Raw genomic sequence first — 24,815 nt, 5'->3', positions numbered from 1 at the left:
CGCTCGCCGAGGCTCTCCCGATGCGCCCGGTCTCATACATGGCGCGAGTGCTAGCAAACAGGGGGTTAGGCAAACAATCATCAGACATGTAAACTGTTGTAACGGAATGGGACGAGCCACCTCCGCCGCGATCGAAAGCTGGATTTGGGCGCGCCAAATTTTTCTTCCGCTGATTTCCTACTCGTCGAATAGGATATTGCACGTCGTCGCCTGAGGAGACGTGCCATGTCGCTGAAACTGCTCGATACCGTTCCGGACTTCACCCAGCAATCGACGGCCGGGCCGCTCAATTTCTACGACTGGGCGGGGGCGGACTGGGTGCTGCTCTTCTCGCATCCCAAGGATTTCACCCCGGTCTGCACCACCGAGCTGGGCGCGGTCGCGAGGCTCAAGCCCGAGTTCGACCGCCGCGGCGTCAAGGTGATCGGCCTCTCGGTCGATCCGGTCGAGAGCCACCAGGCCTGGGCGCGCGACATCGCCGAGACTCAGCAGGCCGAGCTCAACTTCCCGCTGATCGCCGACCAGGACCGCCGCGTCGCCGGGCTGCTCGGCCTGATCCATCCGAACGCGTCGGACACGGCGACGGTGCGCACCGTCTTCGTGATCGATCCCGCCAAGCGCGTGCGCCTGACGCTCACCTATCCCGCCTCCACGGGGCGCAACTTCGCCGAGATCCTGCGTGCGATCGACAGCATCCAGCTTACCGAGCAGCACAAGGTCGCCACCCCCGCCGACTGGCAGCATGGCGAGGACGTCATCATCCTGCCCTCGGTCGGCGACGAGGAGGCGAAGGCGCTGTTCCCGGACGGCTGGACCGCGCACAAGCCTTACCTGCGCACCGTCAAGCAACCGCAGGGGGCCTGAATGGCCGGAATCAACCTATTTAGCCCCTCCCCTTCAGGGGAGGGGTTGGGGGTGGGGGAGTGCGGCAGGCCACGTCGCTTGAGGCCAGGCCCCACCCCAACCCCTCCCCTGAAGGGGAGGGGCTTAACGGGGTACGTCTGATGCCGTCGGATCCCAACATCACGCAGGCGGTCGCCTCACTGCGCACAGCGCGGCTGGAGGCGCGCGGCACGCGGTCGGACCAGCCGAACGTCCGCCGCTTCCCCTCGCAGCGGGCGCTCGCCGGAGTGATCGCAGACCTGTCGGCGGCGCTCTATCCGCGGCGGATCGGCCAGTTCGACGGACCCGACGAGGCCGAGGACGGCTTCGTTGCCGACCGGCTTGCCCGCGCGCTCGCCGCGCTCGAGACCGAGATCGCGCACGAGCTCGACTATTGGCAGGGCGAGAACGCCGCTCCCTTCGACCCCGACCAGCCGCGCACGATCGTCACCCATTTCGCCGCGACGCTCGCCGACATCCGCCGCCTGATCGACAGCGACGTCGACGCCGCCTTCCTCGGCGACCCCGCCGCGCGCAGCGTCGACGAGATCCTGATCTGCTATCCCGGCGCGATCGCCAGCCTCTACCACCGCATCGCGCACGAGCTCTACAACCTCGGCGCCGCGATCGTCGCGCGCGTCATCTCGGAGCTCGCCAACGAGCGTACCGGCATCGACATCCACCCCGGCGCGACGATCGGCGGCAGCTTCTTCATCGACCACGGCACCGGCGTCGTGATCGGCGAGACCGCGATCGTCGGCGAGCGCGTGCGGCTCTACCAGCACGTCACGCTCGGCGCGCGCAGCCCCTTGGGGGCCGCCCGGCTCAGCGTGCGCGAGCGCTATGCCCGCCATCCGATCGTCGAGGACGACGTCGTCATCTACGCCGGCACCACCATCCTCGGCCGCGTCACCATCGGCCGCGGCTCGACGATCGGCGGCAACGTCTGGCTGCTGTCGGACGTGCCGCCCGGATCGGTCGTGGTCCAGCCCGAGGCACGCCAGCTAGAGTCCGCCGCCGGCCTCGCGATGCGCGAGACGCTGGAGAAGGCCGCCTCATGACCGCGCGCCGCCCCGCGATCGGCGTCCTGTGCTGCAACGAGCGCATCGACCGCCCGGTGCAGGTGGTCGCCTCGCGCTTCATCGAGCCGCTGACGCGCATCGCCGGGGCGACCGTGCTGCTGATCCCCGCGCTCGCCGACGCCAACGATTGCGGCGCGGTGGCGGAGCGGCTCGACGGCCTGCTCCTCACCGGCTCGCGCTCGCATCTCGCGCCGTGGCGCTACGGCGCGCCCGACCTTGCCGAGAGCGGCCGCCTCGACGAGCAGCGCGACCAGGTCGCGCTCCAGCTCGCCGGGCACATGATCGAGCGCGGCCAGCCGGTGTTCGGCATCTGCCGCGGCTTCCAGGAGCTCAACGTGCTGTTCGGCGGCAGCCTGTCGAGCGAGGTCTGCTGCGGCCGCCACCATCGCGACCCGCTGGACGGCTACGACGATCAGTTCGCCCATTGCCACGCGATCGACCTCGCCGACGGCGGCCGGCTCGCCCATGCCAGCGGCGAGCGGCGGACGATCGTCAACTCGGTGCACGAGCAGGGCGTCGATCGTCTCGGCGGCGGCCTCACCGTCGAGGCGACCGCGACCGACGACGGCCTGATCGAGGCGATCTCGGCGCGTCCGTGCGGCGGCGAGGTGCTCGCGGTGCAATGGCATCCCGAATGGGACGGCGCCCGCACCGCCACCAGCCGCGCCTTCTTCGAACTGGTCGGTAATGCCCTGCGTGGCGGCGAGGGGAGTGTGCAATGAGTGATGTCGAGCCCCTAAAATCCTCCCCGGCACGGGGAGGGGGACCAGCGAAGCTGGTGGAGGGGGCCCGCCTCCTCTGCATCGCTTGTGGAGAACCCCCTCCACCGCCTTCGGCGGTCCCCCTCCCCGTGCCGGGGAGGATCTGAATGGCGTCGCCCCGCCGCCCCGCTTATCTCCCCTCCTTCGGGGTCCAGGTGCTGATCGGCATGGCCGTCGGCCTCGCGCTCGGCTTCGTCGGCCGCGCGACCGGCTCGGAGGGGCTCGCGAGCACCCTCAAGATCGTCGGCGACATCTTCGTCCAGCTGCTGAAGGCCCTCGTCGCCCCGCTGGTGTTCACCGCGATCGTTTCGTCGATCGCGGCACTGCGCGATCTCGCCAATGCCGCGCGGCTGGTCGCGAGCACCTTCCTGTGGTTCGCCGCGACCGCGCTCGTCGCCGTGCTGATCGGCCTGACGCTGGGCACATTGATCGCGCCCGGCGTCCACACCGGCGTCTCCGCCGCCGCCGCGGCCCGGCCGGAGACCACCGGCAGCTGGCTCGACTTCCTGCGCGGCCTGGTGCCCGGCAACATCCTCGCGATCGAGGGCAGCACGAAACTCGCCGACGGCGCCGCCCGGACCACGCTCGGCTTCAATGTCCTCCAGCTCATCGTCGTCGCCATCGCGGTCGGCATCGCCGCGATCCGCGTGGGGGAGGCGGGGGCGCCCTTCCTCGCCTTCAACGCCTCGGCGCTCGCGATCTTCCGCCGCATCCTCAATTGGGTGATCCGCCTGACCCCGATCGGCACCGCGGCGCTGCTCGGCGGCGCAGTGGTGCGCTACGGCTGGCAGTCGCTGTCGGCGCTCGGCGCCTTCGCGCTCGCGGTCTATGCCGGCCTCGCGCTCGTGCTGCTGGTGGTCTACCCGACGCTGCTGCTGGCGAACGGCCTCAGCCCGCGCCGCTTCTTCGCCGCTGCCTGGCCGGCGATCCAGCTCGGCTTCGTCTCGCGCTCCTCGATCGCGACGCTGCCGGTGACCGAGGAAGTGGTCGAGCGCCGCCTCGGCGTGCCGCGCGCCTATGCCGCCTTCGCGGTGCCGCTCGCCGCGACCACCAAGATGGACGGCTGCGCCGCCATCTATCCGGCGATCGCGGCGCTGTTCGTCGCGCAATATTACGGCATCCCGCTCCATCCTGGGGACTATGTGCTGATCGTGCTGGTCTCCGTCCTCGGCTCGGCGGCGACCGCCGGCCTCACCGGCGCGACGGTGATGCTGACGCTGACCCTCTCGACGCTTGGCCTGCCGCTCGAGGGCGCGGGGCTGCTGCTCGCGATCGACCCGATCCTCGACATGGGCCGGACCGCGGTGAACGTCGCCGGCCAGGCGCTGGTCCCGACGATCGTCGCGCACCGGTTCGGGCGCGGTGAGCGGGGGGACTTCGCCGTTCAGCCGGCCGAGTGACTACTGCGTGGTTCCACGCACGATATTGCAGCGATTTAGCCCCTCCCCTGAAGGGGAGGGGCTTGAGGCATGGCCGCGCGATCGACCGGCTCGTCCCTTGCAATGTAGGATTTCGCCTGCTTGACCTGCGCGGTCCGATTTGCGCGAGCGTCGGTCGCTCTTTGACCCTGTCGATCTCCTCCGTGTCGCGTCGGTGTCGCGTCGGTGTCGCGTCGGTGTCGCGTCGGTGTCGCGTCGGTGTCGCGTCGGTGTTGCGTCGGTGTTGCGTCGGTGTCGCAATCCCGTCGCGTCAGTGTCGCATTAGCGTCGCGTCAGTGTCGCATTAGCGTCGCGCCAGTGTCGCGTTAGCGTCGCGTTGGTGTCGCGCTCCCGTCGCGTTCGCGTCGCGCCCCTCTCGTGTCGGCGCCACGTCCGCCTGCAAACACGCGCCGCGCGTCAATTTAGTCAACCGGTCGACCTTCACCTGCCCTATACCTCACCAGATGCTGGGAATCAGCCGCGACCGCACGCGGCGGGCATAGTCCCGATATCCGGGAAGCTCGGCATGCAGCAGCCGATCCTCCCATGCGGTGCGCAGCACCAGCACCGCCGAGGCGATCGCGGCCGGCACCAATGCCCAGTAGGATCCCAGCGCCAGCGCCATCCCGAAGAACAGTAGCAGCGCCGAGACATAGCCCGGATGGCGCACGAACCGGTACGGCCCGCTGTCGATCACCCGCTGGTGGCGCTCGGACTGGATGCGGACGCCCGGCTCGAAGAACGGGTTCACCGCCTGTGCCCATGCCGTCACCGCGATACCGGCGAGCAGCGCGGCATAGCCCAGGACCACCAGCCACGCCGGCACCGCCGACCAGTGGAATCGCCCGGCGTCGAGCGCTGCGACCGGCAGGATCGCCACCATCGCCGGCAGGATCACCGCCAGCAGCGCCTTGTCCCAGCCCTTCGTCCCCGGCTGGAACCGGCTGCGGGCGCGGTAGATCACCGGATTGACCCGCGCCAGCACCAGCGCCGACGCGCCGAAGCCCAGCACCAGCACGGCGACGAACACCCATCCGGGCCGCCAGCCGATCGACCCCGCCGGCAGGAACAGCAGCAGGAGCAGGGCCAGCGGCAACCCGGCCGCATAGGCGATGGCGGTGCCGCGCGACATGGCGGCGGGTTCCCTGGGGCCTTCCATGACAGTCTCCTCCGGCGGACCGCTCGCCCTATAGCATGTTCGCGGGAATCACTTGCCCTCGACCGGTCACATCGACCAAGTCGCCCGCGATGACGTTTCAGGTGGACATGGGGGCGGACGGTGCCGGCAGGACCGTCTCGATCGATCTCGAGGAGCTGCTCGCCACGCGCCTGCTGGTGCAGGGCAATTCGGGCTCGGGCAAGTCACACCTCCTGCGCCGGCTGCTGGAGGGCAGCGCGGCGCAGGTGCAGCAGGCGGTGATCGACCCGGAGGGCGACTTCGTCACGCTCGCCGACGCCTATGGCCATGTCGCGATCGAGGCGGCCGACTATTCGGTCGGCGAGATCGCCCGCTTCGCGATGCGCTGCCGCGAGCACCGCGCCTCGGTGGTGCTGAGCCTGGAGGGGCTGGAGATGGACGGCCAGATGCGCTGTGCGGCCGCCTTCCTCAACGGCCTGTTCGATGCGCCGCGCGAGCATTGGTACCCGGCGCTGGTCGTGGTCGACGAGGCGCAGATCTTCGCCCCCGCCGCCGGCGCCGAGGTGAGCGAGGAGGCGCGGCGCACCTCGCTGTCGGCGATGGCCAATTTGATGTCCCGTGGCCGCAAGCGCGGGCTCGCCGGCATCATCGCCACCCAGCGCCTCGCCAAGCTGTCGAAGAACGTCGCGGCGGAAGCGAGCAACTTCCTGATGGGCCGCACCTTCCTCGACATCGACATGGCCCGCGCCGCCGACCTGCTCGGTATGGAGCGGCGCCAGGCGGAGACGATCCGCGACCTCGGCCGCGGCACCTTCCTCGGGCTGGGGCCGGCGATCGCCCGGCGGCCGGTGACGATCGCCATCGGGCCGGTGAAGACCTCGGCACGCAGCAGCAGCCCGTCGCTGATCCCGCTGCCGGAGACCTCCGCGGTCGAGATCAAGGATCTGCTGCTGGCCGCGGTCGAGGAGCCGTATCTCATCCCGCCCCCGCCCCCGGTGCGCGCGCCGGCGCCGGTGGTGAGCGTGCTCGACCAGCTGAGCGAGGCGGCGGCCGCGGCTGCCGAGCTCGAGCCGGAGGAGGAGCTTGCGGTCGACCACGAGCCGGTGGTGATCGAGGCGCTGCGCGGCATCATCGAGGACCCGGATTCCCGCGCCAAGCCGGCCGCGGTGCTCTACCAGGACTTCCAGGTCCGCTGCCGCATGGCGGGCGTGCGCCGGCCGCCGCTCGATGCCTCGGGCTTCACCCGCCGGCTGGCGGCGGCGCGGGCCGGCATCTTCACCGGGCTGGACGCGGAGTGGGCGCCGGCACTGGAGGCGGCGCGCGGCGTCCCCGACGACATGCTCGGCGCCTTCCTGCTCATCGCCCACGCCGCCCGCGAGGGCGAGCAGGGCCCGAGCGACGAGGCGATCGCCGCGGCCTACGGCACGGAGTCACTCGGCCGGGCGCGGCGGGTGCTGTCCTACATGGAGAGCCGCGGGATGATCGTGACCCGCGTCGACCTGTCGGGCCGCCGTTCGATCGCCATCCCCCAGCTCGGCTGGACGACGGCGCCGAGCGAATAGGTCTCACATCACGTCGCGGATCGTCTCCATCGCGACGAAGGTCGAGGTGCTGGCGACATGCGGCAGGTTGGAGATGCGCTCGCCCAGCACCTCGCGGTACTTGCGGATGTCGGCGGTGCGGACCTTGAGCAGATAGTCGAAGCTGCTCGCGATCATATGGCATTCCTCGACTTCCTTGATGCGCAGCACCGCGCGGCGGAAGTCCTCCAGCGCCGCCTCGCGCGTGTCGGACAGCTTCACTTCGGTGAAGGCGATATGGTCCAGCCCCAGCCGCGCCGGATCGACGATCGCGCGGAACCCGCGGATATAGCCCTGGTCGATCAGCCGCCTGAGGCGCACCTGGCACGGCGTCTTGGATAGGCCGACGCGGCGCGCGAGCTCGGCCACCGACATCCGCCCGTCCTCGCGCAGCAGGTCGATGATCCGGCGGTCGAATTGGTCGATATCGCTAGATATGGTCTTGGCGGAGGCCATTTGATTGGAGCCTTGGCTTGAATGAAGGTCAATGGACCTTATGATGCCGCAGGATAAGTCGGATCGCCAGATGCATTTGCGATAGGGAAAGCGCATATCCCGACCGAGGCACCCATGGCGCAACCTTCCCAACTCCCGCCCCTTTTCGCCGATTTCGCCCCGCCGATCCGCCAGCAGAGCGCGTTGAGGCAGGCGATCACCGCCGCCTATCGTCGCCCCGAGCCCGACTGCCTCGCCCCGCTGATCGAGCAGGCGACGCTGCCCGGGCCGGTCCGTGCCGCCGCCGCCCGCACCGCCACCGCGCTGATCGAGGCGCTGCGCGCCAAGCGCCGCGGCAACGGCGTCGAGGGCCTGGTGCAGGAATATGCCCTGTCGAGCGAGGAGGGCGTCGCGCTGATGTGCCTCGCCGAGGCGCTGCTGCGCATCCCCGACGACGACACCCGCGACGCGCTGATCCGCGACAAGATCGCCGGCGGCGACTGGAAGGCGCATCTGGGGGAGGGGCGCTCGCTGTTCGTCAACGCCGCCACCTGGGGGCTGGTGGTCACCGGCAAGCTCGCCGGCAGCGTCGATGACCGCGGGCTGGGAGCGGCGCTCACCCGCCTGATCGCCCGCACCGGCGAGCCGGTGATCCGCCGCGCGGTCGCGCTGGCGATGAAGATGATGGGCGAGCAGTTCGTCACCGGCGAGACGATCCAGGAGGCGCTGAAGCGCGCTCGCCCGCTGGAGGCGCGGGGCTACCAATACAGCTACGACATGCTCGGCGAGGCCGCGACCACCGCCGCCGATGCCGATCGCTACTACCGGGATTATGAGGCGGCCATCCACGCGATCGGCGCCGCCTCGGCGGGGCGCGGCGTCTATGGCGGGCCGGGCATCTCGATCAAGCTCTCCGCGCTGCACCCGCGCTATTCGCGGTCCCAGGCCGACCGCGTGGTGGGCGAGCTGTTGCCGCGCGTGAAGGCGCTGGCGATGCTGGCCAAGGGCCACGACATCGGCCTCAACATCGATGCCGAGGAGGCCGACCGGCTCGAGCTCTCGCTCGACCTGCTGGAGAGCCTGGCGTTCGACCCGGACCTCGCCGGCTGGAACGGCCTCGGCTTCGTGGTGCAGGCCTATGGCAAGCGCTGCCCCTTCGTGATCGACTGGATCGTCGACCTCGCCCGCCGTTCGGAGCGGCGGATCATGGTGCGGCTGGTCAAGGGCGCCTATTGGGACGCCGAGATCAAGCGCGCTCAGGTCGACGGCCTCCCGGACTTCCCCGTCTACACCCGCAAGGTCCATACCGACGTCGCTTACATCGCCTGCGCCCGCAAGCTGCTGGCGGCGCGCGAGGTCGTCTTCCCGCAGTTCGCGACGCACAACGCGCAGACGCTCGCCACCATCTACGAGATGGCCGGGCCGGGCTTCGCGACCGGCGACTATGAGTTCCAGTGCCTCCACGGCATGGGCGAGCCGCTCTACGACGAGGTGGTGGGCGAGGACGGGCTCGGCCGGCCGTGCCGCATCTATGCACCCGTCGGCACGCACGAGACCTTGCTCGCCTATCTCGTCCGCCGCCTGCTGGAGAACGGCGCCAATTCCTCCTTCGTCAACCGCATCGCCGACCCCGACGTGTCGATCGCCGAATTGACCGCCGATCCGGTCGAGACGGTGCGGGCGATGGCCGAGCCGGGGCAGAAGCATCCGATGATCGCGCTGCCCCGCGACCTCTATGGCGCGCGGCGCAACTCGGCGGGACTCGACCTCAGCGACGAGACGGTGCTGGCCGCGCTGGGCGAGACGATGCGCGCCGGCGCCCATTCGGACTGGAGCGCGGCCCCGGCGAACGGCGAGGGAACGCCGCGGCCGGTGCTAAACCCCGCCGACCATCGTGATCGGGTCGGCACCGTCATCGAGGTCTCGCCCGAGCAGGCCCAGGCCGCCGTACGTACCGCTCTCGCCGCCGCGCCCGCATGGGTCGCCGTTCCTCCCGCCGAGCGCGCCGCGCGCCTCGAACGCGCCGCCGACCTGATGGAGGAGCGGATGCCGTCGCTGCTCGGCCTGATCATGCGCGAGGCGGGCAAGTCGCTGCCCAACGCCATCGCCGAGGTGCGCGAGGCGATCGACTTCCTGCGCTACTATGCCGAGCAGGCGCGCCTCGTACTGACGGCGGACCGGCCGCCGCTGGGCCCGGTGACCTGCATCAGCCCGTGGAACTTCCCGCTCGCGATCTTCACCGGCCAGATCGCCGCCGCGCTGGTCGCGGGCAATCCGGTGCTCGCCAAGCCCGCCGAGGAGACGCCGCTGATCGCCGCCGCCGGCGTCGCCATCCTCCACGAGGGGGGCATCCCCGCCGACGTGCTCCAGCTGCTCCCCGGCGACGGCGCGATCGGCGCCGCGCTGGTCGCCGCGCCCGAGACGGCGGGGGTGATGTTCACCGGCTCGACCGAAGTAGCGCGGCTGATCCAGGCCGAGCTCGCCAAGCGCGTCTCGCCCGCCGGCGAGCCGATCCCGCTGATCGCCGAGACCGGCGGGCAGAATGCGATGATCGTCGACTCCTCGGCGCTGGCCGAGCAGGTGGTGGCCGACGTGCTCGCCTCCGCCTTCGACAGCGCCGGCCAGCGCTGCTCGGCGCTGCGCATCCTGTGCCTGCAGGAGGAGATCGCCGACCGCACGCTGGCGATGCTCAAGGGCGCGCTCCGCGAGCTGCGCGTCGGGCGGACCGATCGCCTCAACATCGACGTCGGCCCCGTCATCACCGCCGAGGCCAAGGCGAACATCGAGAAGCACATCGAAAAGATGCGCTCGCGCGGCCACAAGGTGGAGCAGCTGCCGCTTTCGGAGGAGGCGGCACACGGCACCTTCGTCCCCCCCACGATCATCGAACTCACCGACATCGGCGAGCTGGAGCGGGAGGTGTTCGGCCCCGTCCTGCACGTCGTCCGTTTCCGCCGCGCCGGGATCGATCGCCTGATCGACCGGATCAACGCCACCGGCTACGGCCTCACCTTCGGCCTCCACACCCGGCTCGACGAGACGATGGCGCACGTGACCCGGCGGGTGAAGGCGGGCAACCTCTACGTCAACCGCAACGTGATCGGCGCGGTGGTGGGCGTGCAGCCGTTCGGCGGGCGCGGGCTCTCGGGCACCGGGCCGAAGGCGGGCGGCCCGCTCTATCTCGGCCGGCTGGTGCGCCGCGCCCCGCTGCCGCCGCAGCTCGCCGTCGCCGCGACCGCCACCGCGGTGCGCGACCTCGCGCTGTCGCTGGAGGCGGCGGGAGACGGCGTGGCCGCCGACCTGGTCCGCAAGCTGCCGGGCGTTCCGCTGTCCGCCGAGCTGGAGCTGCCCGGCCCGGTCGGCGAGCGCAACCTCTACGCGCTCCACCCGCGCGGCCGTATCCTGCTGCTGCCGGAGACACGCACCGGCCTGATCGCCCAGCTCGCCGCGGGCCTTGCGAGCGGCAACGACCTCGTCGTCCAGGCCGATCTGGCGATCCGGCCCGCTCTGCCGCCGACCCTCCTGCCTCGCGTGCGCTGGGTCGAGGATTGGACTCCCGCCGGCCCGTTCGCCGGCGCGCTGATCGAAGGCGACGCGGAGCGGGTCCGCGCCCTGCACCAGGCGATCGCCGCGCTGCCCGGCCCGATCGTGCTGACCCAGGCGGGCACCGCCGGCTACCGTCTCGACTGGCTGGTCGAGGAGGTGTCGACCTCGATCAACACCACTGCGGCGGGCGGCAATGCCAGCCTGATGGCGATGGCCTAGCCGGATCGACATTTGAGGAAGTGACGACATCTGGGCCGTCCTCACCGTCACCCCGGACTTGTTCCGGGGTCCACCGGGAGGCAAGGACCGGGCAAGAGGTTTGAGTGCAGTCCGCTAGGTCCGGTGGACCCCGGAACAAGTCCGGGTGACGGTCGAGAAGGGGGCTACGGAAGACCTGCAACCTCAAATGTCGATCGGCGCTAGCCGATCGACCTGTGCTCCTGCGAAAGCAGGAGCCCTGGATCATGGGTATGTCGTTCGCGGCCAGGGCTCCTGCTTCGCAGGAGCACCGGAAGCGGTTCACCGCTCCAGCGAAAGCATCGCCACCGACCTGGCCGGAAGCCGGACGGTGACGGTGCCGCCCTCGACACGCCCCGCGATCGGCTTCGGCACGACCGTATCCGGCGCCTCGAACGTGTTGACCGAATTGACGTTCGCCGCCGTCAGCACCTGTCCTCCCGCGCGGCGGACCGACAGGCCCGGCACCGCCACGCGGATCTCGGACGCTTCGCTCGGATCGACGTTCACCAGCGCCAGCCACAGCTTCCCGTCGGTCGCACGCGCGGCGACGGCATCGACGCGCGGCAGCTCGACATCACCGCGGCGATAGCTGCCGGCCTCGAAGCTCACGGGCACGAAGGTCGCATCCTGGAACGGCAGGTACATCTTGAAGACATGGTAGGTCGGCGTCAGCACCATCTTCGGCCCGTCGGTCAGGATCATCGCCTGGAGCACGTTCACCATCTGCGCGATGTTGGTCATCCGCACGCGGTCGGCATGGCGGGCGAAGATGTTGACGTTGAGCGCGGCGATGATCGCGTCGCGCAGCGAGTTCTGCTGCGCCAGGAAGCCGGGATTGGTCCCCGGCAGCGGCGCCAGCCACACGCCCCATTCGTCGACGACGAGCGGCACCTTCTTCTCGGGATCATATTTGTCCATGATCGCCGAATGGGTGGCGATCCGCCCGTCCATGGCGAGCGTCGCCTTCACCAGCTTGGCATAATCGTCCTCGCCGAAGCCGGTGCTGGGATAGGACGGCGGCCAGCCGCCGACGGTGTAGGAATGGAACGACAGCCCCTCGATGTTCCAGCTCCAGTCATGGGCCTTCCACGCCTTCATCACCGCTTCGGTGTAGCTGGTGTCGTCGTCGCTGGGGCCGACCGCGATGCGCTGCATCGGCTCGTCCTTGGCCTGGACCGGATTGTAGTTGCGCACGAAGCGGGCGTAGAGCTTCATCTGGTCGGTGTAGAATTCGGGCCGCATCGCCCCGCCGCAGCTCCAGCTTTCGTTGCCGATGCCGAGGTATTTGACCTTGTAGGGCGCCGGATGCCCGTTGGCGACGCGTTCCTGCCCGGCGCTGCTCTGCCGGCCCGCGGTCATATAGGCGACCCAGTCGGCCGCTTCCTTGACTGTTCCCGACCCCACGTTGACCGAGACATAGGCCTCGGCGCCGATCTGGCCGACGAAGTCCATGAACTCGTCGGTGCCGAACGCGTTGGTCTCGACCGCGTCGCCCCAATTGGCGTTGACCGTCTGCTTGCGCCGCGCCGGATCGCCGATGCCGTCGCGCCAATGGTATTCGTCGGCGAAGCATCCGCCCGGCCAGCGCACCACCGGCACCCGGATCGCCTTCAATGCGGCGACCACGTCGCTGCGGATGCCGCGGACGTTGGGGATCGGCGAATCCTTCCCCACCCACACCCCGCCGTAGATGCCGGTGCCGAGATGCTCGGCGAACTGGCCGAAGATGTTGCGGTCGATCCTCGGCCCCGGCCGGTCCGTCTGCACCGTCACCGTTGTGGCGCCGCCCGCCTGCGCAAAGGCCGGAGCGGCGAGCAGGGTGGCCGTCGCGGCGACAAGTTGGGGCAGGGTATGTCTCATGGGTCCTCGCTTGGGATGTGCAGAAGCTGCCGAGTCGGCGCGGCGGTCAGACGGGCTGCAGCCCGTGCTCGACGATCTTGCGGATCAGCGTACGATGAGGCGGTAATCCTTCCCGCAGCCGCTCGGTCTGGATGATATTCTCCCGCATCGTCCGCTCGGCGATCCGGGCTTCGTCGGCCAGCGCCTCCGGCTCGATCTCGGTACGGAAGCCCATGCCATAGAGGACGTACTGATAGCTCGCCGGCGGGAACACCTCCTCGACCCGGTCGAACTCGTCGTGGAACCACGGCGACTGGTAGCGCCACAGCGTCAGCAGGTCCTGGAGTCGCTCGGGAACGGTCTCGGGCAGCCGGTTGTCGCGCCAGAAGGCGCTGTCCTCGCGCTGCGACAGCACATAGTGGAGCTTGAGGAAGTCGATGATCCGCCCCCAGCGGTAATGGGTGGTCGCGTTGAAGCGCGACGCGATCACGTCCATCACCTCGCGACAGACCGGCATCTGCTCGGCGATCAGCTTGGCGGACAGCTCGATCAGCACGATCGCCGACGATTCGAGCGGCTCGAGAAAGCCGGCCGCGAGCCCGACGGCGACGCAGTTGCGCTTCCAGAAGGTCTCGCGATAGCCCGAGCGGATCGGGATCTTGCGCACCGGCAGGTCCTTGCCCGCCGGGCCGAGATAGGCGCGCAGCTCGCGCTCGGCTTCGTCGTCGGAGATGTGGCGGCTGGAATAGACATGGCCGGTGCCGCGCCGGCTCGGCAGGCCGATGTCCCAGATCCATCCCGCCGACTGCGCGGTCGAGATGGTGTGCGAGGCGATCGGGCTGGTCTCACTCTCATGCGGGACCTGCACGGCGAGCGCGGTGTCGCAGAACAGCACGTCGCTGCAGTCCTTGAACCCGACGCCCAGCGTCTCGCCGATCAGCAGCGCCCTGAAGCCGGTGCAGTCGACGAACAGGTCGCCTTCGATCTCGCCCGCCTGCTCGGTGACGATGCTGCGGATATCGCCGTTCTCGGCGAGCGTCACCTGACGGACGTCGGCCAGCACATGGCGCACCCCCAGCGTCTCGCAGCAATGGCGCTGGAGGAAGGGCGCGAACTTGCCGGCGTCGAGATGATAGGCGTAGTTCGCCACCGCGTCATATTCCGGCGTGGCGATCGTCTTCGGCGCCAATCCGTCGTCGCAGAGCCGCCCCTGCGGGCACACCGCGTCGCAGAAGCTGCGCCCGTCCCCCTCCGCCAGCCAGTGCGGCACCAGGTTGAGCTGGTGGAAGCCCTGGGGCAGCATCAGCGGGTGGTAATAGCCGTCGTCCGGCGCGCCGGTGGTCCAGCGCGCGAAGCGGGCGCCCTGCTTGAAGGCGGCGTCGCACTGGCGGAACAGCTCCGTCTCCGACACGCCGATCCGCGCCAGCGTGGTCCTCAGCGTCGGCCAGGTGCCTTCGCCGACGCCGATGATCGGGACGTTCGGCGATTCGACCAGCGTCACGCTGAAGCCGGCGGGCATCCGGCTGCGGTGCTTGGCGGCGATGACGCCGGCGGTCAGCCAGCCGGCGGTGCCGCCGCCCACGATCACGATCTTCCGTACAGGATGGGTCATCTTCGTCCCGCAAAAGTCCGGGGATGCCGCGGGCACCCCCGGGAGGGGAGAGTATCAGAAACGGAACCGAGCGCCTGCGGTAAACCTGCGACCATAGGCAAACACGTCGAGCAGCTGGTTGTCGAAGCGCCCGTGCGTGCTCATCGTCTCGTTGGTGATGTTCAACGCCTCGAAGAAGACGTTGACCTGCTTCGTGAGCTGGTAGCTGGTGCTGAAGTCGATCTGCAGGCTCGAGTTGACGAAGGTCGGCTCCGATCCGAACGAGCCGGTGTTCTGGTTCTGGCCGAACTGCAGGAGATACTCGTCGCGCCAGTTGAGCGCCACGCGGGCCTCGAAGCCGTTTTTGTCGTAGAAGCCGACGAAGTTGGCGGAGTTGGCAAGGCCGGTGACGGCGAAGCCGCTCTGCGAGATGTCTTCGGCGTCATAGGGCTTGTTGGTGTCGACGAAGGTGGCGTTGGCATTGAAGCCGAAGCCGCTGTTGCCGAACACGTGCTGCCAGGCGATCTCGACGCCGCGTACCGTCGCGTCGGGGCCGTTGATCTGCTGCGTCACGGCGAACTGCGCGGGCTGGCCGGTGGTCGGATCGACCACGTCGTTGATCGTCTGGCGCTGCGTGCCGCCGACGATGAAGTTGCTGACGTTCTTGAGGAAGAAATTGACCGACGCGTAGGAGTTGGACTGGTAGTACCATTCCGCCGCGAAGTCGAAATTGTCGGCGAGATAGGGCTTGAGCCCCGGATTGCCTCCGTTGGCAGTGAGTGCGCCGACGCGCTGGCCCGTGCCGACGTTCAGCACCGGTGTCAGCAGGTTGAGGCTGGGCCGGGTGAGCGTCCGCGACGCGTCGAAGCGCAGGTGGAACTTGTCGGTGAGCTCCAGCTTCATGTCGATGCTGGGCAGCAGGTAGGAATAGCTGGTCTTGGTGGTGATCCGCTGCGGGTCGCTCAGCACTACCGTCAGCAATGTCGGGTCGCCGGCGTTCTGGATGATGCTGAGCGGTACCTGGCCAAGGCCGATCGCCGTGAGATGCGTGTTCTCCTGGCGGATGCCGGCGTTGAAGTGGAACGGCATCCCCGCGATTTCGGTGTCGAAGTTGGCGCGGGCGAACAGCGCCCAGCTCTTCTCGGTGATGTCCCGGATGCTGCCGTTGTCGAGCGCCAGGTCGAACGCGCCGGTGAAGTTCGTGCCGACAGTCGGTGCTGTATAGTTGAAGCCGGGGATGTTCTGCGCCTGCGGATTGCCCAGGCCTTCCAGGAACTCCTGATAGGCGCGCGCGTCGAACTTCAGCAGCACCGGCGGCAGCGCGCCTGAGAAGCCGGGGATGAACCCGCGCGTGCTGACCTGGTCGGTGAACAGGCTCGCGGGGATGAGCACGCCGGTCGTGTTGCCTGACGGCGAACCATAGCCGGAATAGGCCTGCCAGTAATTGTTGGCGAAGGTGTTGCGCTGTTGGAACTGGAAATGGTCCTCGACATACTGGCCGCCGATCTTGATACGGAAGCCTTCCTGTTCCCAGCTCGCGGAGAGGCGGCCCTGCTTCAGCTCGTCGGTGTTCTTGCTGGCTTGGCGCACCGTCACGTGCGAGCCCATCACAGTGGGGTCGGCCCAGCGCGACGCGTCGCCATTGGGGCCATAGTCGTGCAGCACGGGAATGGTGTCCTTGCTGCTGCCGTCGATGCGGATGCCGAGCGCGGGGCCGATCGCGAAGCCGTAGCCGACGTCGGCGTTGTCGCTGCTGATCCGCCCGTCCGGATTGAGCCAGCTCTTGGCATAGCTGGCGTCGGCCTCGAACTTGAGGCTTTCCGAGGCGTCCCACTTGAGGTTGAGGCCGGTCTGGTTGGTCTGCAGGACCGACCGGTCGGTGCCGGCGGTGAAGTCGGTCTGCGAGCCGGCCTGGGAGAAGTCGACGGTGGTGCCGTTCTCGTCGAGCTCGACATTGCGTAGCGAACCCTGGTTGAACCAGATGCCGAAGCCGAAATTGTCGGCGCGGATGGTCTGCCGCGAGAAATTGTTGTCGAGCGTGAGCAGCAGGCCGTTGGACGGGCGCCACTGCAGGGCGATGCGCCCGTCGACCCGCTCGTCGCGGGTGTAGATCTGGCTGGCGCCATATTGCTGCTCGAACCAGCCGACGACGGTCTGCCGGTTGTTGGGATCGGCATAGGCGGCGTTGTTGGGATCGCTCGTCGGGCTGCAGCTCGTCGCCGTGGTGCCGGCGAGCTGGCACGGCGCGTAGCGGCCGCCCGGCCAGCCGCTCACGAAGGCGCGGTTGGTCTGGGTGTCGTGCCGGGTGTACATGCCGGAGACCAGCACGCCGAACGTGTCGCCGGCGAAGGTGTCGCTGAACAGCAGCCCCGCGGTGGGGACCACCTTGCCCGCGTCGTCCTGGATCGAGCCCGACGCGGTGGCGACCAGCCGCATGCCCGAATAGTCGAACGGCTTGGGGAACTCGACGTTGACGGTCGCGCCGATCGAGCTGCTCGACAGCGTGACGTCGGGGGTCTTGAGCACGCTCAGCTGGCCGACGAAATCGGCGCCGACGGTGCTGAAGTCGACCGCGCGGCCGCCGGTGGCGGTCGAGATGCGGCGGCCGTCGTAGAGCGTCTCGTTGAAGTCGCCGCCGAAGCCGCGCACCGTGATGCCCTGCGGCTCGCCGCGCGCGCCGGCGCGCTGGATCGAGACGCCCGGCAGGCGCTGCAGCGACGCCGCGACGTTCGAGTCGGGGAACTTGCCGATGTCCTCCGAGGATATGGCGTCGACCACGCCGGCCGAGGTCCGCTTGATGTCCAGGTTGCGCTGGAGCGATCCGCGCAGGCCCGTGACGACGATATCGTCCGCCTGGGCCTCGTCGATTTGTGCCGGAGTGCCGGCACCGTCCTGCGCCTGTGTCTGTGCTACTGGTATGATAACGCTACCGTTCGGCGGCGTGTCGTCGGCCAGCGCTGGAGAGGCCGCGGCGATCGCAAGCAGGCTGGACGCGGTTGCGAAAGATAACCGTGCAGCGCGCACGCGGCGGATGCCGGTGACGGCCGATGTGTCGATATTGCCTTCGGTCATACCCCCTCCTCTAGAGACAGGAGCATTGACGCGGCTGCACTATTTCGCCGGTCCAGGCCCGGCGAACTGCGGATCAATCTAAACGGTGACGGAATCCGCCTTTTGGCAGCATCGCGATCCTCTCCTGTTGTGTTATTCGAATTTTGGCGCACACTAACAACAAAAGTTAGCGCTATCAAGAGTGCTCTTGATCACGGGAGGGGAGGTGCCGAATGGCTATGCTTGAAGTGCTGAATGCGAGCGATCACCGCCAGCTCCGCCTGCGCGACGAGGCGGGGAGGGAGCCGCATTTTGTGCAGATCGTCGCAGCGGAATTTGCCGTCGCGGCCGCCCATTGCCCGATCCTGCTCGCGAAGGATGCCGGATCGGGCCGCTTCTACGCCGGTGCCATGTTCGGCTTCAAACCGGACGAGCTCCCGCTCGCGGAACCTGGAGACGCGTTCCGCCCGCTCGATCTCCAGCGTCAGGCGTTCTTCATTTCCGACGAGGACATCGCGATTGACCGGGAGCATCCCCGGATCAGCGAGACGGACGGCAAGCCGCTGTTCGACGAAGAAGGGCAGCCGAGCGATTCCCTGCGCCGCATCCAGCGGGCGCTGGGCCTGCTGAAATCGGGGGTCGAGGAGACGGAGGCGTTCATCCGCGCGCTCCTCGCGCACAAGCTTGTCGAGCCGATCGACATCTCGCTGCGCTTCGACGACGGCGAGACGCTCTCTCTCCAGGGGCTTTACACGGTCAGCCTCGATGCGCTGCGTGATCTCGACGATTCGGCCGCGCTCGCGCTGTTCCGCAGCGGCCATCTCCAGCTCGCCTATGGCATGATCGCATCGCTGCAGCAGATTCCCGTCCTAGCGCATCGCCGCAACCGACGCCTGTCGGAGTGAGAAGGAAGAGGTGATGGACCAGCATCTTCGGGACATCGACGCCGGGCTCGTCCAGGACCCAGAAGCCTTTAGGCAGCACGTCTGCGAGCGGTGCGAGCCCGTGGTGGTGCGCGGTGCCTGCGCCGATTGGCCCGCACGACACGCGGCGGCGCGCTCGTTCGACGATCTCGCCGATTATCTGCTCCGCTTCGACGGCGGCGTCACCGCCGAGGCGTTTGTCGGAATGCCCGATATCGACGGGCGCTTTCACTATGACGAGAGCCTCGCCGGTTTCAATTTCGCCCGCGAGGAACTCGGCCTCCGCGATGTGCTCGCGCGGATCGCCGAAGGCGGGCAGCGGGGATCGTCCGTCTACATGGGCTCGCTTCCGGCGGACCGACACCTGCCCGGCTTCGCCGAAGAGAACCGCGCGACGATGGTCGCACCATCGGTCCGCCCCCGCATCTGGCTCGGCAGCCGGTCGGAGATCGCCTGCCACTACGACACTTATGACAATCTCGCCTGCGTCGTCGCGGGCAGGCGCAGGTTCACCCTCTATCCCCCGGATGCGATCGCCGACCTCTACGTCGGTCCGATCGACCATACGATGGCCGGCCAGCCGGTCGGCCTTGCCGTGGGCTCCGAGCCGGGCGACCCACGCTATCCCCGCTTCGAACTTGCTCGTGATCGTGCCATCACCGTCGAGCTGGACGCCGGCGACGCGCTGTATCTGCCGAAGCTCTGGTGGCACCGGGTCGAGGCCACCGCGCCATTCAACCTGCTCGTCAACTATTGGTGGGATGGCTTCAGCGCCGGCCCGGACGCGCCCTATACCGCGATGATGCTGGCGATGATCGCGATCGCGGAGCGGCCGGCGGGGGAGCGCGCCGCCTGGCGCGCCTTCTTCGATCACTATGTCTTCCGCCCCCACGGCCATCCGCTGGCGCATCTTCCGGAGGAGAAGCACGGCCTTCTAGGACCGCTGCGGAGCGGCAATTATCGCCGTATCCGTGCGATCGTGATGCAGCTGCTCCGCGGCGACTAAGGCGTTCGGAACGGCGGAATGTCGCCTCTCGGTCGATGATTGCGCGGGCGAAGCGAATTCTTCTATTGAATTCTCCTATCGGCCCGCCGGCCCGCGTCTGACGCATTCCGGCGGGATAAGCGGGGGACGGCAGTGCCAGAGGATAAGGAGGATCGTCGCTACCGTGCGCCTGCGCTCGAGAAGGGGCTCGACATCCTCGAGCTGCTGGCGAACGAGAGCGAGCCGGTCACGCTCACCGGCATCGTTAACCGGCTCGGACGCTCGCACGGCGAGCTGTTCCGCATGGTCCAGGTGCTCGAGTTCCGCGGCTATATCGAGCAGGATCCGGCGTCCGACGGCTATCGCGTCAGCGATCGGCTCTTCTCGCTCGGGATGCAGCAGCCGCGGATGCGCAACCTGATCGAGGTGGCGCTGCCGGTCATGCGCCAGCTCACCCTTTCGCTCGGCCAATCCTGTCACCTCGCGCTGCACAGCCGCGGCGAGATGGTCGTGGTCGCGCGGATGGAATCGAGCGAGCAGCTCGGCTTCTCCGTGCGCGTCGGTTATCGGCGTCCGCTGTCGAAGGCCGCATCGGGCGCGGTGCTCTACGCCTTCCAGCCCGACGACGTTCGCGAGCGGTGGGAAAGGCTGTTCGATCCGCCGCTGACCGAGGAGGAGCTCGCGCAATTCCGCGCCCACGCCAGCGAAATCCGCGAACGCCAGGTCGAGATGGCGCCGAGCCAGTTCGTCGCGGGCGTCACCGACATCTCCGCACCCGTCATGCGCGGCGGCAGCGCCGCGGCGGCGCTCACCGTGCCATTCCTCAAGAAGCTGCAGCAATCACTGACGCCGCGCGAGGCGATCGTTCAGGTTCGCGAAGCCGCCCAGCGTATCTCCGAACAGCTTGTCGAAGGCGACAGCCGGGTCTGATCGGACCCTGACGTGATCCATATTCACGCTTGCCTAGCCAGCTACTCGCAAATATGAAAATTTAAATCATAAGCGAACAGTTCTGGCCGGAGCGCACCTGATGCGGATCACCAAGCTGCGGGTGCTCGACATCCGCTTTCCGACCTCCCAGCAGCTCGACGGATCGGACGCGATGAACGCCGATCCCGACTATTCGGCCGCCTATTGCATCCTCGAAACCGACCGGCCGGGGCTGGCGGGGCATGGCCTCACCTTCACCATCGGCCGCGGCAACGACATCTGCTGCGCAGCGATCCAGGCCCTTGCGCCGCTGGTTGAGGGCCTCGACCTCGACTGGATCCGCGAGGATGCCGGCCGCTTCTGGCGTCATATCACAGGCGACAGCCAGCTGCGCTGGATCGGGCCGGAGAAGGGCGTGATCCATCTCGCCACCGGCGCGGTCGTCAATGCCGTCTGGGACCTGTGGGCCAAGGCCGAGGGCAAGCCGCTCTGGCGGCTGGTGGGGGAGATGTCGCCCGCCGAGCTCGTTCGGCTGATCGACTTCCGCTACATCACCGACTGCATCACTCCGCAAGAGGCGCTGGCGCTGCTCGAGCGGCGCGCTGAGGGCAAGGTGGAGCGTGTCGCGCGCCTGCTTGCCGAGGGATATCCCTGCTACACCACGTCGCCCGGCTGGCTCGGCTATTCGGATGCGAAGCTCGAGCAGCTCTGCCGCGAGGCGATCGACGAGGGCTTTCGCCATATCAAGCTGAAGGTCGGAAGGGACGTGGCCGATGACATCCGCCGCGTCGGCATCGCGCGCGAGGTGCTGGGGCCTGACCGCACCCTGATGATCGACGCCAACCAGGTGTGGGAGGTGGACGCGGCCATCGACCATGTCCGCGCGCTCGCCTTCGCCGAGCCCTGGTTCATCGAGGAGCCGACCAGTCCCGACGACGTCGAGGGGCACCGCCGCATCCGCGAGGCGGTCGCGCCGGTCAAGGTCGCGACCGGCGAGATGTGCCAGAACCGCATCATGTTCAAGCAGTTCATCATGCGCAGCGCGATCGACGTGGTGCAGATCGACGCCTGCCGGCTGGGCGGGGTCAACGAGGTGCTGGCGGTGCTGCTGATGGCGGCGAAGTACGACCTGCCCGTCTGCCCGCACGCAGGCGGGGTGGGGTTGTGCGAATATGTGCAGCATCTGTCGATGATCGATTATCTGAGCTTCGCCGGAACCAGGGAGGGCCGCGTCGCCGAATATGTCGACCATCTTCACGAGCATTTCGTCGACCCGTGTGTGGTGAGGAACGGCGCCTATCTGCCGCCGGAGGCACCGGGCTTCTCGATCGAGATGAAGGCGGACAGCCTGTCCCGCTATGAACATGCAGCGGCTTAGTCGCTGGCGGCTGGAAATCCGTCGATGACCCACCTATAGCCTGCGCCACGTCGATCCTCGGCCATGTGCCGAACGATCTGCGGGTGTGGCGGAATTGGTAGACGCAGCGGACTCAAAATCCGCCGTTGGCAACAACTTGTCGGTTCGAGTCCGACCACCCGTACCAGCATCTCACTCCGTCCCGGCCGTGACGATGAAGCCGTCCTCCACCCTGACCGGCCAAGGCGTGAGGCTCGCGCCGTGGCAGGGGCCGCCGACGCAGCGGCCGGTGGCGATCTCGAACAGCGCCGAGTGCCAGCTGCAGGCGATGAGCTCGCCCGACGGCGCGAGATAGTCGTCGAGCTTTTGTGCGAGCGGCAGGCCCATGTGCGGGCAGCGGTCGACATAGCCGTGGACATCGTCGCCGTGCCGCACGACGAAGCCGTGGAAGCGGCCGGCGCGGAGCTGGATCACGAAGCTGCGCGCCGTGCCCGGGCCGATCAGCTCCAGCGGCCCCAGCCGCACCCCGGCCGGGGTTGCATAGACGCGGTCGTCGGCGCTCACGCTCCGCGCTTCACCTCGGCCTTGCGGAAGCCCGTCCAGCAATCGTCATAGTCGAGCTGGGCGAGCGGGGTCTCGGCGGCGAAGCGGGTGGGGCGGAACACGAAGCGGCTTTCGAACATGAAGGCCATGGTGTTGTCGATCTTGTGGGGCTTGAGCTCCGCCTTGACCGCGCCTTCGTAGCTCGCCTGGTCCGGGCCGTGCCCCGCCATCTGGTTGTGGAGCGAGGCGCCGCCGGGCGCGAAGCCGCCGGCCTTGGCGTCATAGGCGCCGTGGATCAGGCCCATGAACTCGCTCATCACGTTGCGGTGGAACCAGGGCGGGCGGAAGGTGTCCTCCGCCACCATCCAGCGCGGCGGGAAGATCACGAAGTCGCAATTGGCGGTGCCGGGGGTGTCGCTCGGGCTGGTCAGCACGGTGAAGATCGATGGGTCGGGATGGTCGAAGCTCACCGTGTTGATCGTGTTGAAGCGGCGAAGGTCGTAGCGGCAGGGCGCGAGATTGCCGTGCCAGGCGACGACGTCGAACGGCGAATGGTCGAGCGTCGTCGTCCACAGACCCCCCTGGAACTTCTGCACGATCTCATGCGGCTCGTCCGAATCCTCGAACCAGGCGGCCGGCGTCTCGAAATCGCGTGGATTGGCGAGGCCATTCGAGCCGATCGGCCCCAGGTCCGGCAGGCGGAACAGCGCGCCGTAATTCTCGCAGATGTAGCCGCGCGCCGCATCCGCGAGCAGCTCGACGCGGAAGCGCAGCCCGCGCGGGATCAGCGCCACCTGCTGCGGCTCGACCGTCAGCACGCCCATCTCGGTGACCAGCCGCAGCGCGCCTTGCTGCGGCACGATCAGCAGCTCGCCGTCGGCGTCATAGAAGACACGCCCGGCCATCGACCGGTTGCAGGCGTAGAGATGGACCCCGACGCCCGCTCCGGCTGCGACGTCGCCGTTGCCGCAATAGGTGACGAGCCCGTCGACGAAGTCGGTCGGCTCGGCCGGCAGCGGCAGCGGGTCCCAGCGCAGGCGATTGGGGGAAGGGGGCAACTCGTCGAACGGACCCGAACGGATCAGCGATGGCCGCTCGTACGGCCGATAGGCCGGATGGTTGGCGGTCGGGCGCAGCCGATATAGCCAGCTGTGCCGGTTCTCGCTGCGCGGCGCGGTGAAGGCGGTGCCGGAGAGCTGCTCGGTGTAGAGCCCATAGGGCACCTGCTGCGGCGAGTTGCGCCCGACCGGCAGCGCGCCGGGGGCCGCCTCGGTCGCGAAATGGTTGGCGAAGCCGGTCATATAATCGGGCATTGTCGCATCCTCGCCACGGCAGCTTGCATCACGCGTCGACGGTGATCACCCCGCGCCTGATCTGGTCAAGCTCGATCGACTCGTAGAGCGCCTGGAAGTTGCCGTTGCCGAAGCCTTCGTTGCCCTTGCGCTGGATGATCTCGAAGAAGATCGGGCCGAACATGTTCTCGGTGAAGATCTGGAGCAATATGCCCTCGTCGCCGACATTGCCGTCGATCAGGATGCGGTTCTTCCTGAGCCGTTCCAGGTCCTCGCCGTGGCCGGGCACGCGCTTGTCGACCAGCTCGTAATAGGTCTCGATCGTGTCCTGCAGGCGCACGCCGCGCGCGCGCAGCTTCTCGACCGTCCCGTAGATGTCGTCGGTGGTGAGCGCGAGGTGCTGGATGCCCTCGCCGTTATAATCGCGGATGAATTCCTCGATCTGGCTCTTGTCGTCCTGGCTCTCGTTGAGCGGGATGCGGATCGCGTGATCAGGGGCGATCATCGCCTGGCTGAACAGGCCGGTCGCCTTGCCCTTGATGTCGAAATACTTCTGCTCCTCGAAGCCGAAGATCCTGGCGTAGAATTCCGACCACACCCGCATCTGGCCGCGCCGGACGTTGTGGGTCAGGTGGTCGAGCAGGTCGAGCCCGACCGAGTTGCGCTCCGCCGCCTCGCGCCAGCCGGGGACCTCCTCCCAGCCGGCGAAGGGATCGCCGTCGACGAGATAGAGCAGCGATCCGCCGATGCCCTCGATCGCCCTGGCGCCGGGCAGGGCGCTGTCGCTGGTGTCTGCCGCCGTGGCGCCGCGCTCGACCGCGAGTGCCTGAGCACGTGCGGCGTCGGCGACGTTGAAGCCCATGCCGTTGGCCGAAGGGCCGTGCAGCGCGCGGAATGCCGCCGCCTGACCCTCACCCGCATTGAGGATGAAGGCGATGCGGCCCTGACGATAGAGCGTCAGCCCGCGCTCGGGCACGCGCGCCGCGGGAACGAAGCCGAGCTGCTCCAGCTGCGCGCCCATCGCCGCCGGATCGGGCGAGGTGAACTCGGCGAAGGCGAAGCCGTCGAGCCCGAGCGGATTTGCCTGATCGGTCATCAAAACCTCCGGATATAGTATCAAATGAAACCAATACGCCGTGCAGATATGGTGTCAATTGAAACGATATCGAGGTGGGTCCGGTTGCCTTTATCGAAGGCTGAAGCGAAGGAGCTGGATTGGACG

18 protein-coding genes and 1 tRNA gene are annotated in these 24,815 nt (G+C 68.3%); 11 read left to right on the top strand and 8 right to left on the bottom strand.

The window, feature by feature from the left end; genetic code table 11:
• Nucleotides 1–225 precede the first annotated feature (225 nt).
• The 4 genes from AC2YHA_RS09400 (at nt 226) to AC2YHA_RS09385 (ending at nt 4,125) form a co-directional block, all read left to right on the top strand.
• The gene (locus tag AC2YHA_RS09400) at nt 226–864 is read left to right on the top strand and encodes a peroxiredoxin (protein ID WP_487401274.1); all 639 of its coding nucleotides are present in this window, start codon (nt 226–228) and stop codon (nt 862–864) included.
• Nucleotides 865–1,004: 140 nt separating this feature from the next.
• The gene (epsC, locus tag AC2YHA_RS09395; RefSeq protein WP_487401273.1) at nt 1,005–1,943 is read left to right on the top strand and encodes a serine O-acetyltransferase EpsC; all 939 of its coding nucleotides are present in this window, start codon (nt 1,005–1,007) and stop codon (nt 1,941–1,943) included.
• Nucleotides 1,940–2,686, top strand: coding sequence for a gamma-glutamyl-gamma-aminobutyrate hydrolase family protein (locus AC2YHA_RS09390; protein ID WP_487401272.1), 747 nt, complete (start codon nt 1,940–1,942; stop codon nt 2,684–2,686). Before epsC ends, AC2YHA_RS09390 begins: the two co-directional genes overlap by 4 nt.
• A gap of 146 nt (nt 2,687–2,832) precedes the next feature.
• The gene (locus AC2YHA_RS09385) at nt 2,833–4,125 is read left to right on the top strand and encodes a dicarboxylate/amino acid:cation symporter (RefSeq protein ID WP_487401271.1); all 1,293 of its coding nucleotides are present in this window, start codon (nt 2,833–2,835) and stop codon (nt 4,123–4,125) included.
• Nucleotides 4,126–4,600: 475 nt separating this feature from the next.
• On the opposite strand, the gene AC2YHA_RS09380 is transcribed toward AC2YHA_RS09385, so the two are convergent.
• Nucleotides 4,601–5,302, bottom strand: a complete 702-nt coding sequence (locus tag AC2YHA_RS09380; RefSeq protein ID WP_487401270.1) for a methyltransferase family protein — start codon at nt 5,300–5,302, stop codon at nt 4,601–4,603.
• A gap of 89 nt (nt 5,303–5,391) precedes the next feature.
• Here AC2YHA_RS09380 and AC2YHA_RS09375 point away from each other — a divergent pair, with 89 nt between their 5' ends.
• Nucleotides 5,392–6,843 (top strand): helicase HerA domain-containing protein, encoded by a 1,452-nt coding sequence (locus tag AC2YHA_RS09375; RefSeq protein WP_487401269.1) that lies wholly within the window; start codon nt 5,392–5,394, stop codon nt 6,841–6,843.
• Nucleotides 6,844–6,846: 3 nt separating this feature from the next.
• Here AC2YHA_RS09375 and AC2YHA_RS09370 read toward each other — a convergent pair whose 3' ends face one another.
• The gene (locus AC2YHA_RS09370) at nt 6,847–7,317 is read right to left on the bottom strand and encodes an Lrp/AsnC family transcriptional regulator (protein ID WP_487401268.1); all 471 of its coding nucleotides are present in this window, start codon (nt 7,315–7,317) and stop codon (nt 6,847–6,849) included.
• A 114-nt stretch (nt 7,318–7,431) separates the two neighbouring features.
• Here AC2YHA_RS09370 and putA point away from each other — a divergent pair, with 114 nt between their 5' ends.
• A complete protein-coding gene (putA, locus tag AC2YHA_RS09365) occupies nt 7,432–11,061 on the top strand; it encodes a trifunctional transcriptional regulator/proline dehydrogenase/L-glutamate gamma-semialdehyde dehydrogenase (protein WP_487401267.1) in 3,630 nt (1,209 codons plus the stop codon).
• A 300-nt stretch (nt 11,062–11,361) separates the two neighbouring features.
• Here the strand turns inward: putA and AC2YHA_RS09360 are convergent, their stop codons facing one another.
• From AC2YHA_RS09360 to AC2YHA_RS09350, 3 genes are read right to left on the bottom strand one after another with little or no spacing between them, the layout of a single operon-like run.
• Nucleotides 11,362–12,942, bottom strand: coding sequence for an alpha-N-arabinofuranosidase (locus AC2YHA_RS09360; RefSeq protein ID WP_487401266.1), 1,581 nt, complete (start codon nt 12,940–12,942; stop codon nt 11,362–11,364).
• Between the two features lie 46 nt (nt 12,943–12,988).
• Entirely contained in the window at nt 12,989–14,533 is a 1,545-nt protein-coding gene (locus AC2YHA_RS09355; RefSeq protein WP_487401265.1) for a tryptophan halogenase family protein, read from the bottom strand.
• Between the two features lie 54 nt (nt 14,534–14,587).
• The gene (locus AC2YHA_RS09350; RefSeq protein ID WP_487401264.1) at nt 14,588–17,584 is read right to left on the bottom strand and encodes a TonB-dependent receptor; all 2,997 of its coding nucleotides are present in this window, start codon (nt 17,582–17,584) and stop codon (nt 14,588–14,590) included.
• A gap of 212 nt (nt 17,585–17,796) precedes the next feature.
• On the opposite strand from AC2YHA_RS09350, the gene AC2YHA_RS09345 reads away from it, so the two are divergent.
• The 5 genes from AC2YHA_RS09345 to AC2YHA_RS09325 all read left to right on the top strand — a co-directional run bounded on the left by AC2YHA_RS09345 (nt 17,797) and on the right by AC2YHA_RS09325 (nt 21,945).
• On the top strand, nt 17,797–18,468 hold the full coding sequence (locus AC2YHA_RS09345) for a SapC family protein (protein ID WP_233785653.1): 672 nt from the start codon (nt 17,797–17,799) through the stop codon (nt 18,466–18,468).
• Nucleotides 18,469–18,481: 13 nt separating this feature from the next.
• Complete coding sequence (locus AC2YHA_RS09340; RefSeq protein WP_487401263.1) at nt 18,482–19,492, top strand: cupin-like domain-containing protein; 1,011 nt, start codon at nt 18,482–18,484, stop codon at nt 19,490–19,492.
• A 132-nt stretch (nt 19,493–19,624) separates the two neighbouring features.
• Nucleotides 19,625–20,401 (top strand): IclR family transcriptional regulator, encoded by a 777-nt coding sequence (locus AC2YHA_RS09335; RefSeq protein ID WP_233785655.1) that lies wholly within the window; start codon nt 19,625–19,627, stop codon nt 20,399–20,401.
• Between the two features lie 100 nt (nt 20,402–20,501).
• On the top strand, nt 20,502–21,779 hold the full coding sequence (locus tag AC2YHA_RS09330) for an L-fuconate dehydratase (protein ID WP_487401262.1): 1,278 nt from the start codon (nt 20,502–20,504) through the stop codon (nt 21,777–21,779).
• A gap of 79 nt (nt 21,780–21,858) precedes the next feature.
• A tRNA-Leu gene (locus AC2YHA_RS09325) sits at nt 21,859–21,945 on the top strand.
• Between the two features lie 5 nt (nt 21,946–21,950).
• On the opposite strand, the gene AC2YHA_RS09320 is transcribed toward AC2YHA_RS09325, so the two are convergent.
• The 3 genes from AC2YHA_RS09320 to hppD are packed head-to-tail and all read right to left on the bottom strand — an operon-like array spanning nt 21,951 to nt 24,689.
• Nucleotides 21,951–22,322: a Rieske (2Fe-2S) protein gene (locus AC2YHA_RS09320; RefSeq protein WP_487401261.1), complete on the bottom strand. Its 372-nt coding sequence runs from the start codon at nt 22,320–22,322 to the stop codon at nt 21,951–21,953.
• The gene (gene hmgA / locus AC2YHA_RS09315) at nt 22,319–23,602 is read right to left on the bottom strand and encodes a homogentisate 1,2-dioxygenase (protein ID WP_487401728.1); all 1,284 of its coding nucleotides are present in this window, start codon (nt 23,600–23,602) and stop codon (nt 22,319–22,321) included. Before hmgA ends, AC2YHA_RS09320 begins: the two co-directional genes overlap by 4 nt.
• A 40-nt stretch (nt 23,603–23,642) precedes the next feature.
• Nucleotides 23,643–24,689, bottom strand: a complete 1,047-nt coding sequence (gene hppD / locus AC2YHA_RS09310; protein ID WP_487401260.1) for a 4-hydroxyphenylpyruvate dioxygenase — start codon at nt 24,687–24,689, stop codon at nt 23,643–23,645.
• Between the last annotated feature and the right edge of the window lie 126 nt (nt 24,690–24,815).

Source organism: Sphingomonas sp. SRI_018 (assembly GCF_057586275.1).
Note: the sequence above shows the minus strand (reverse complement) of the source record. Positions and strands in the feature narration are given on the sequence as shown.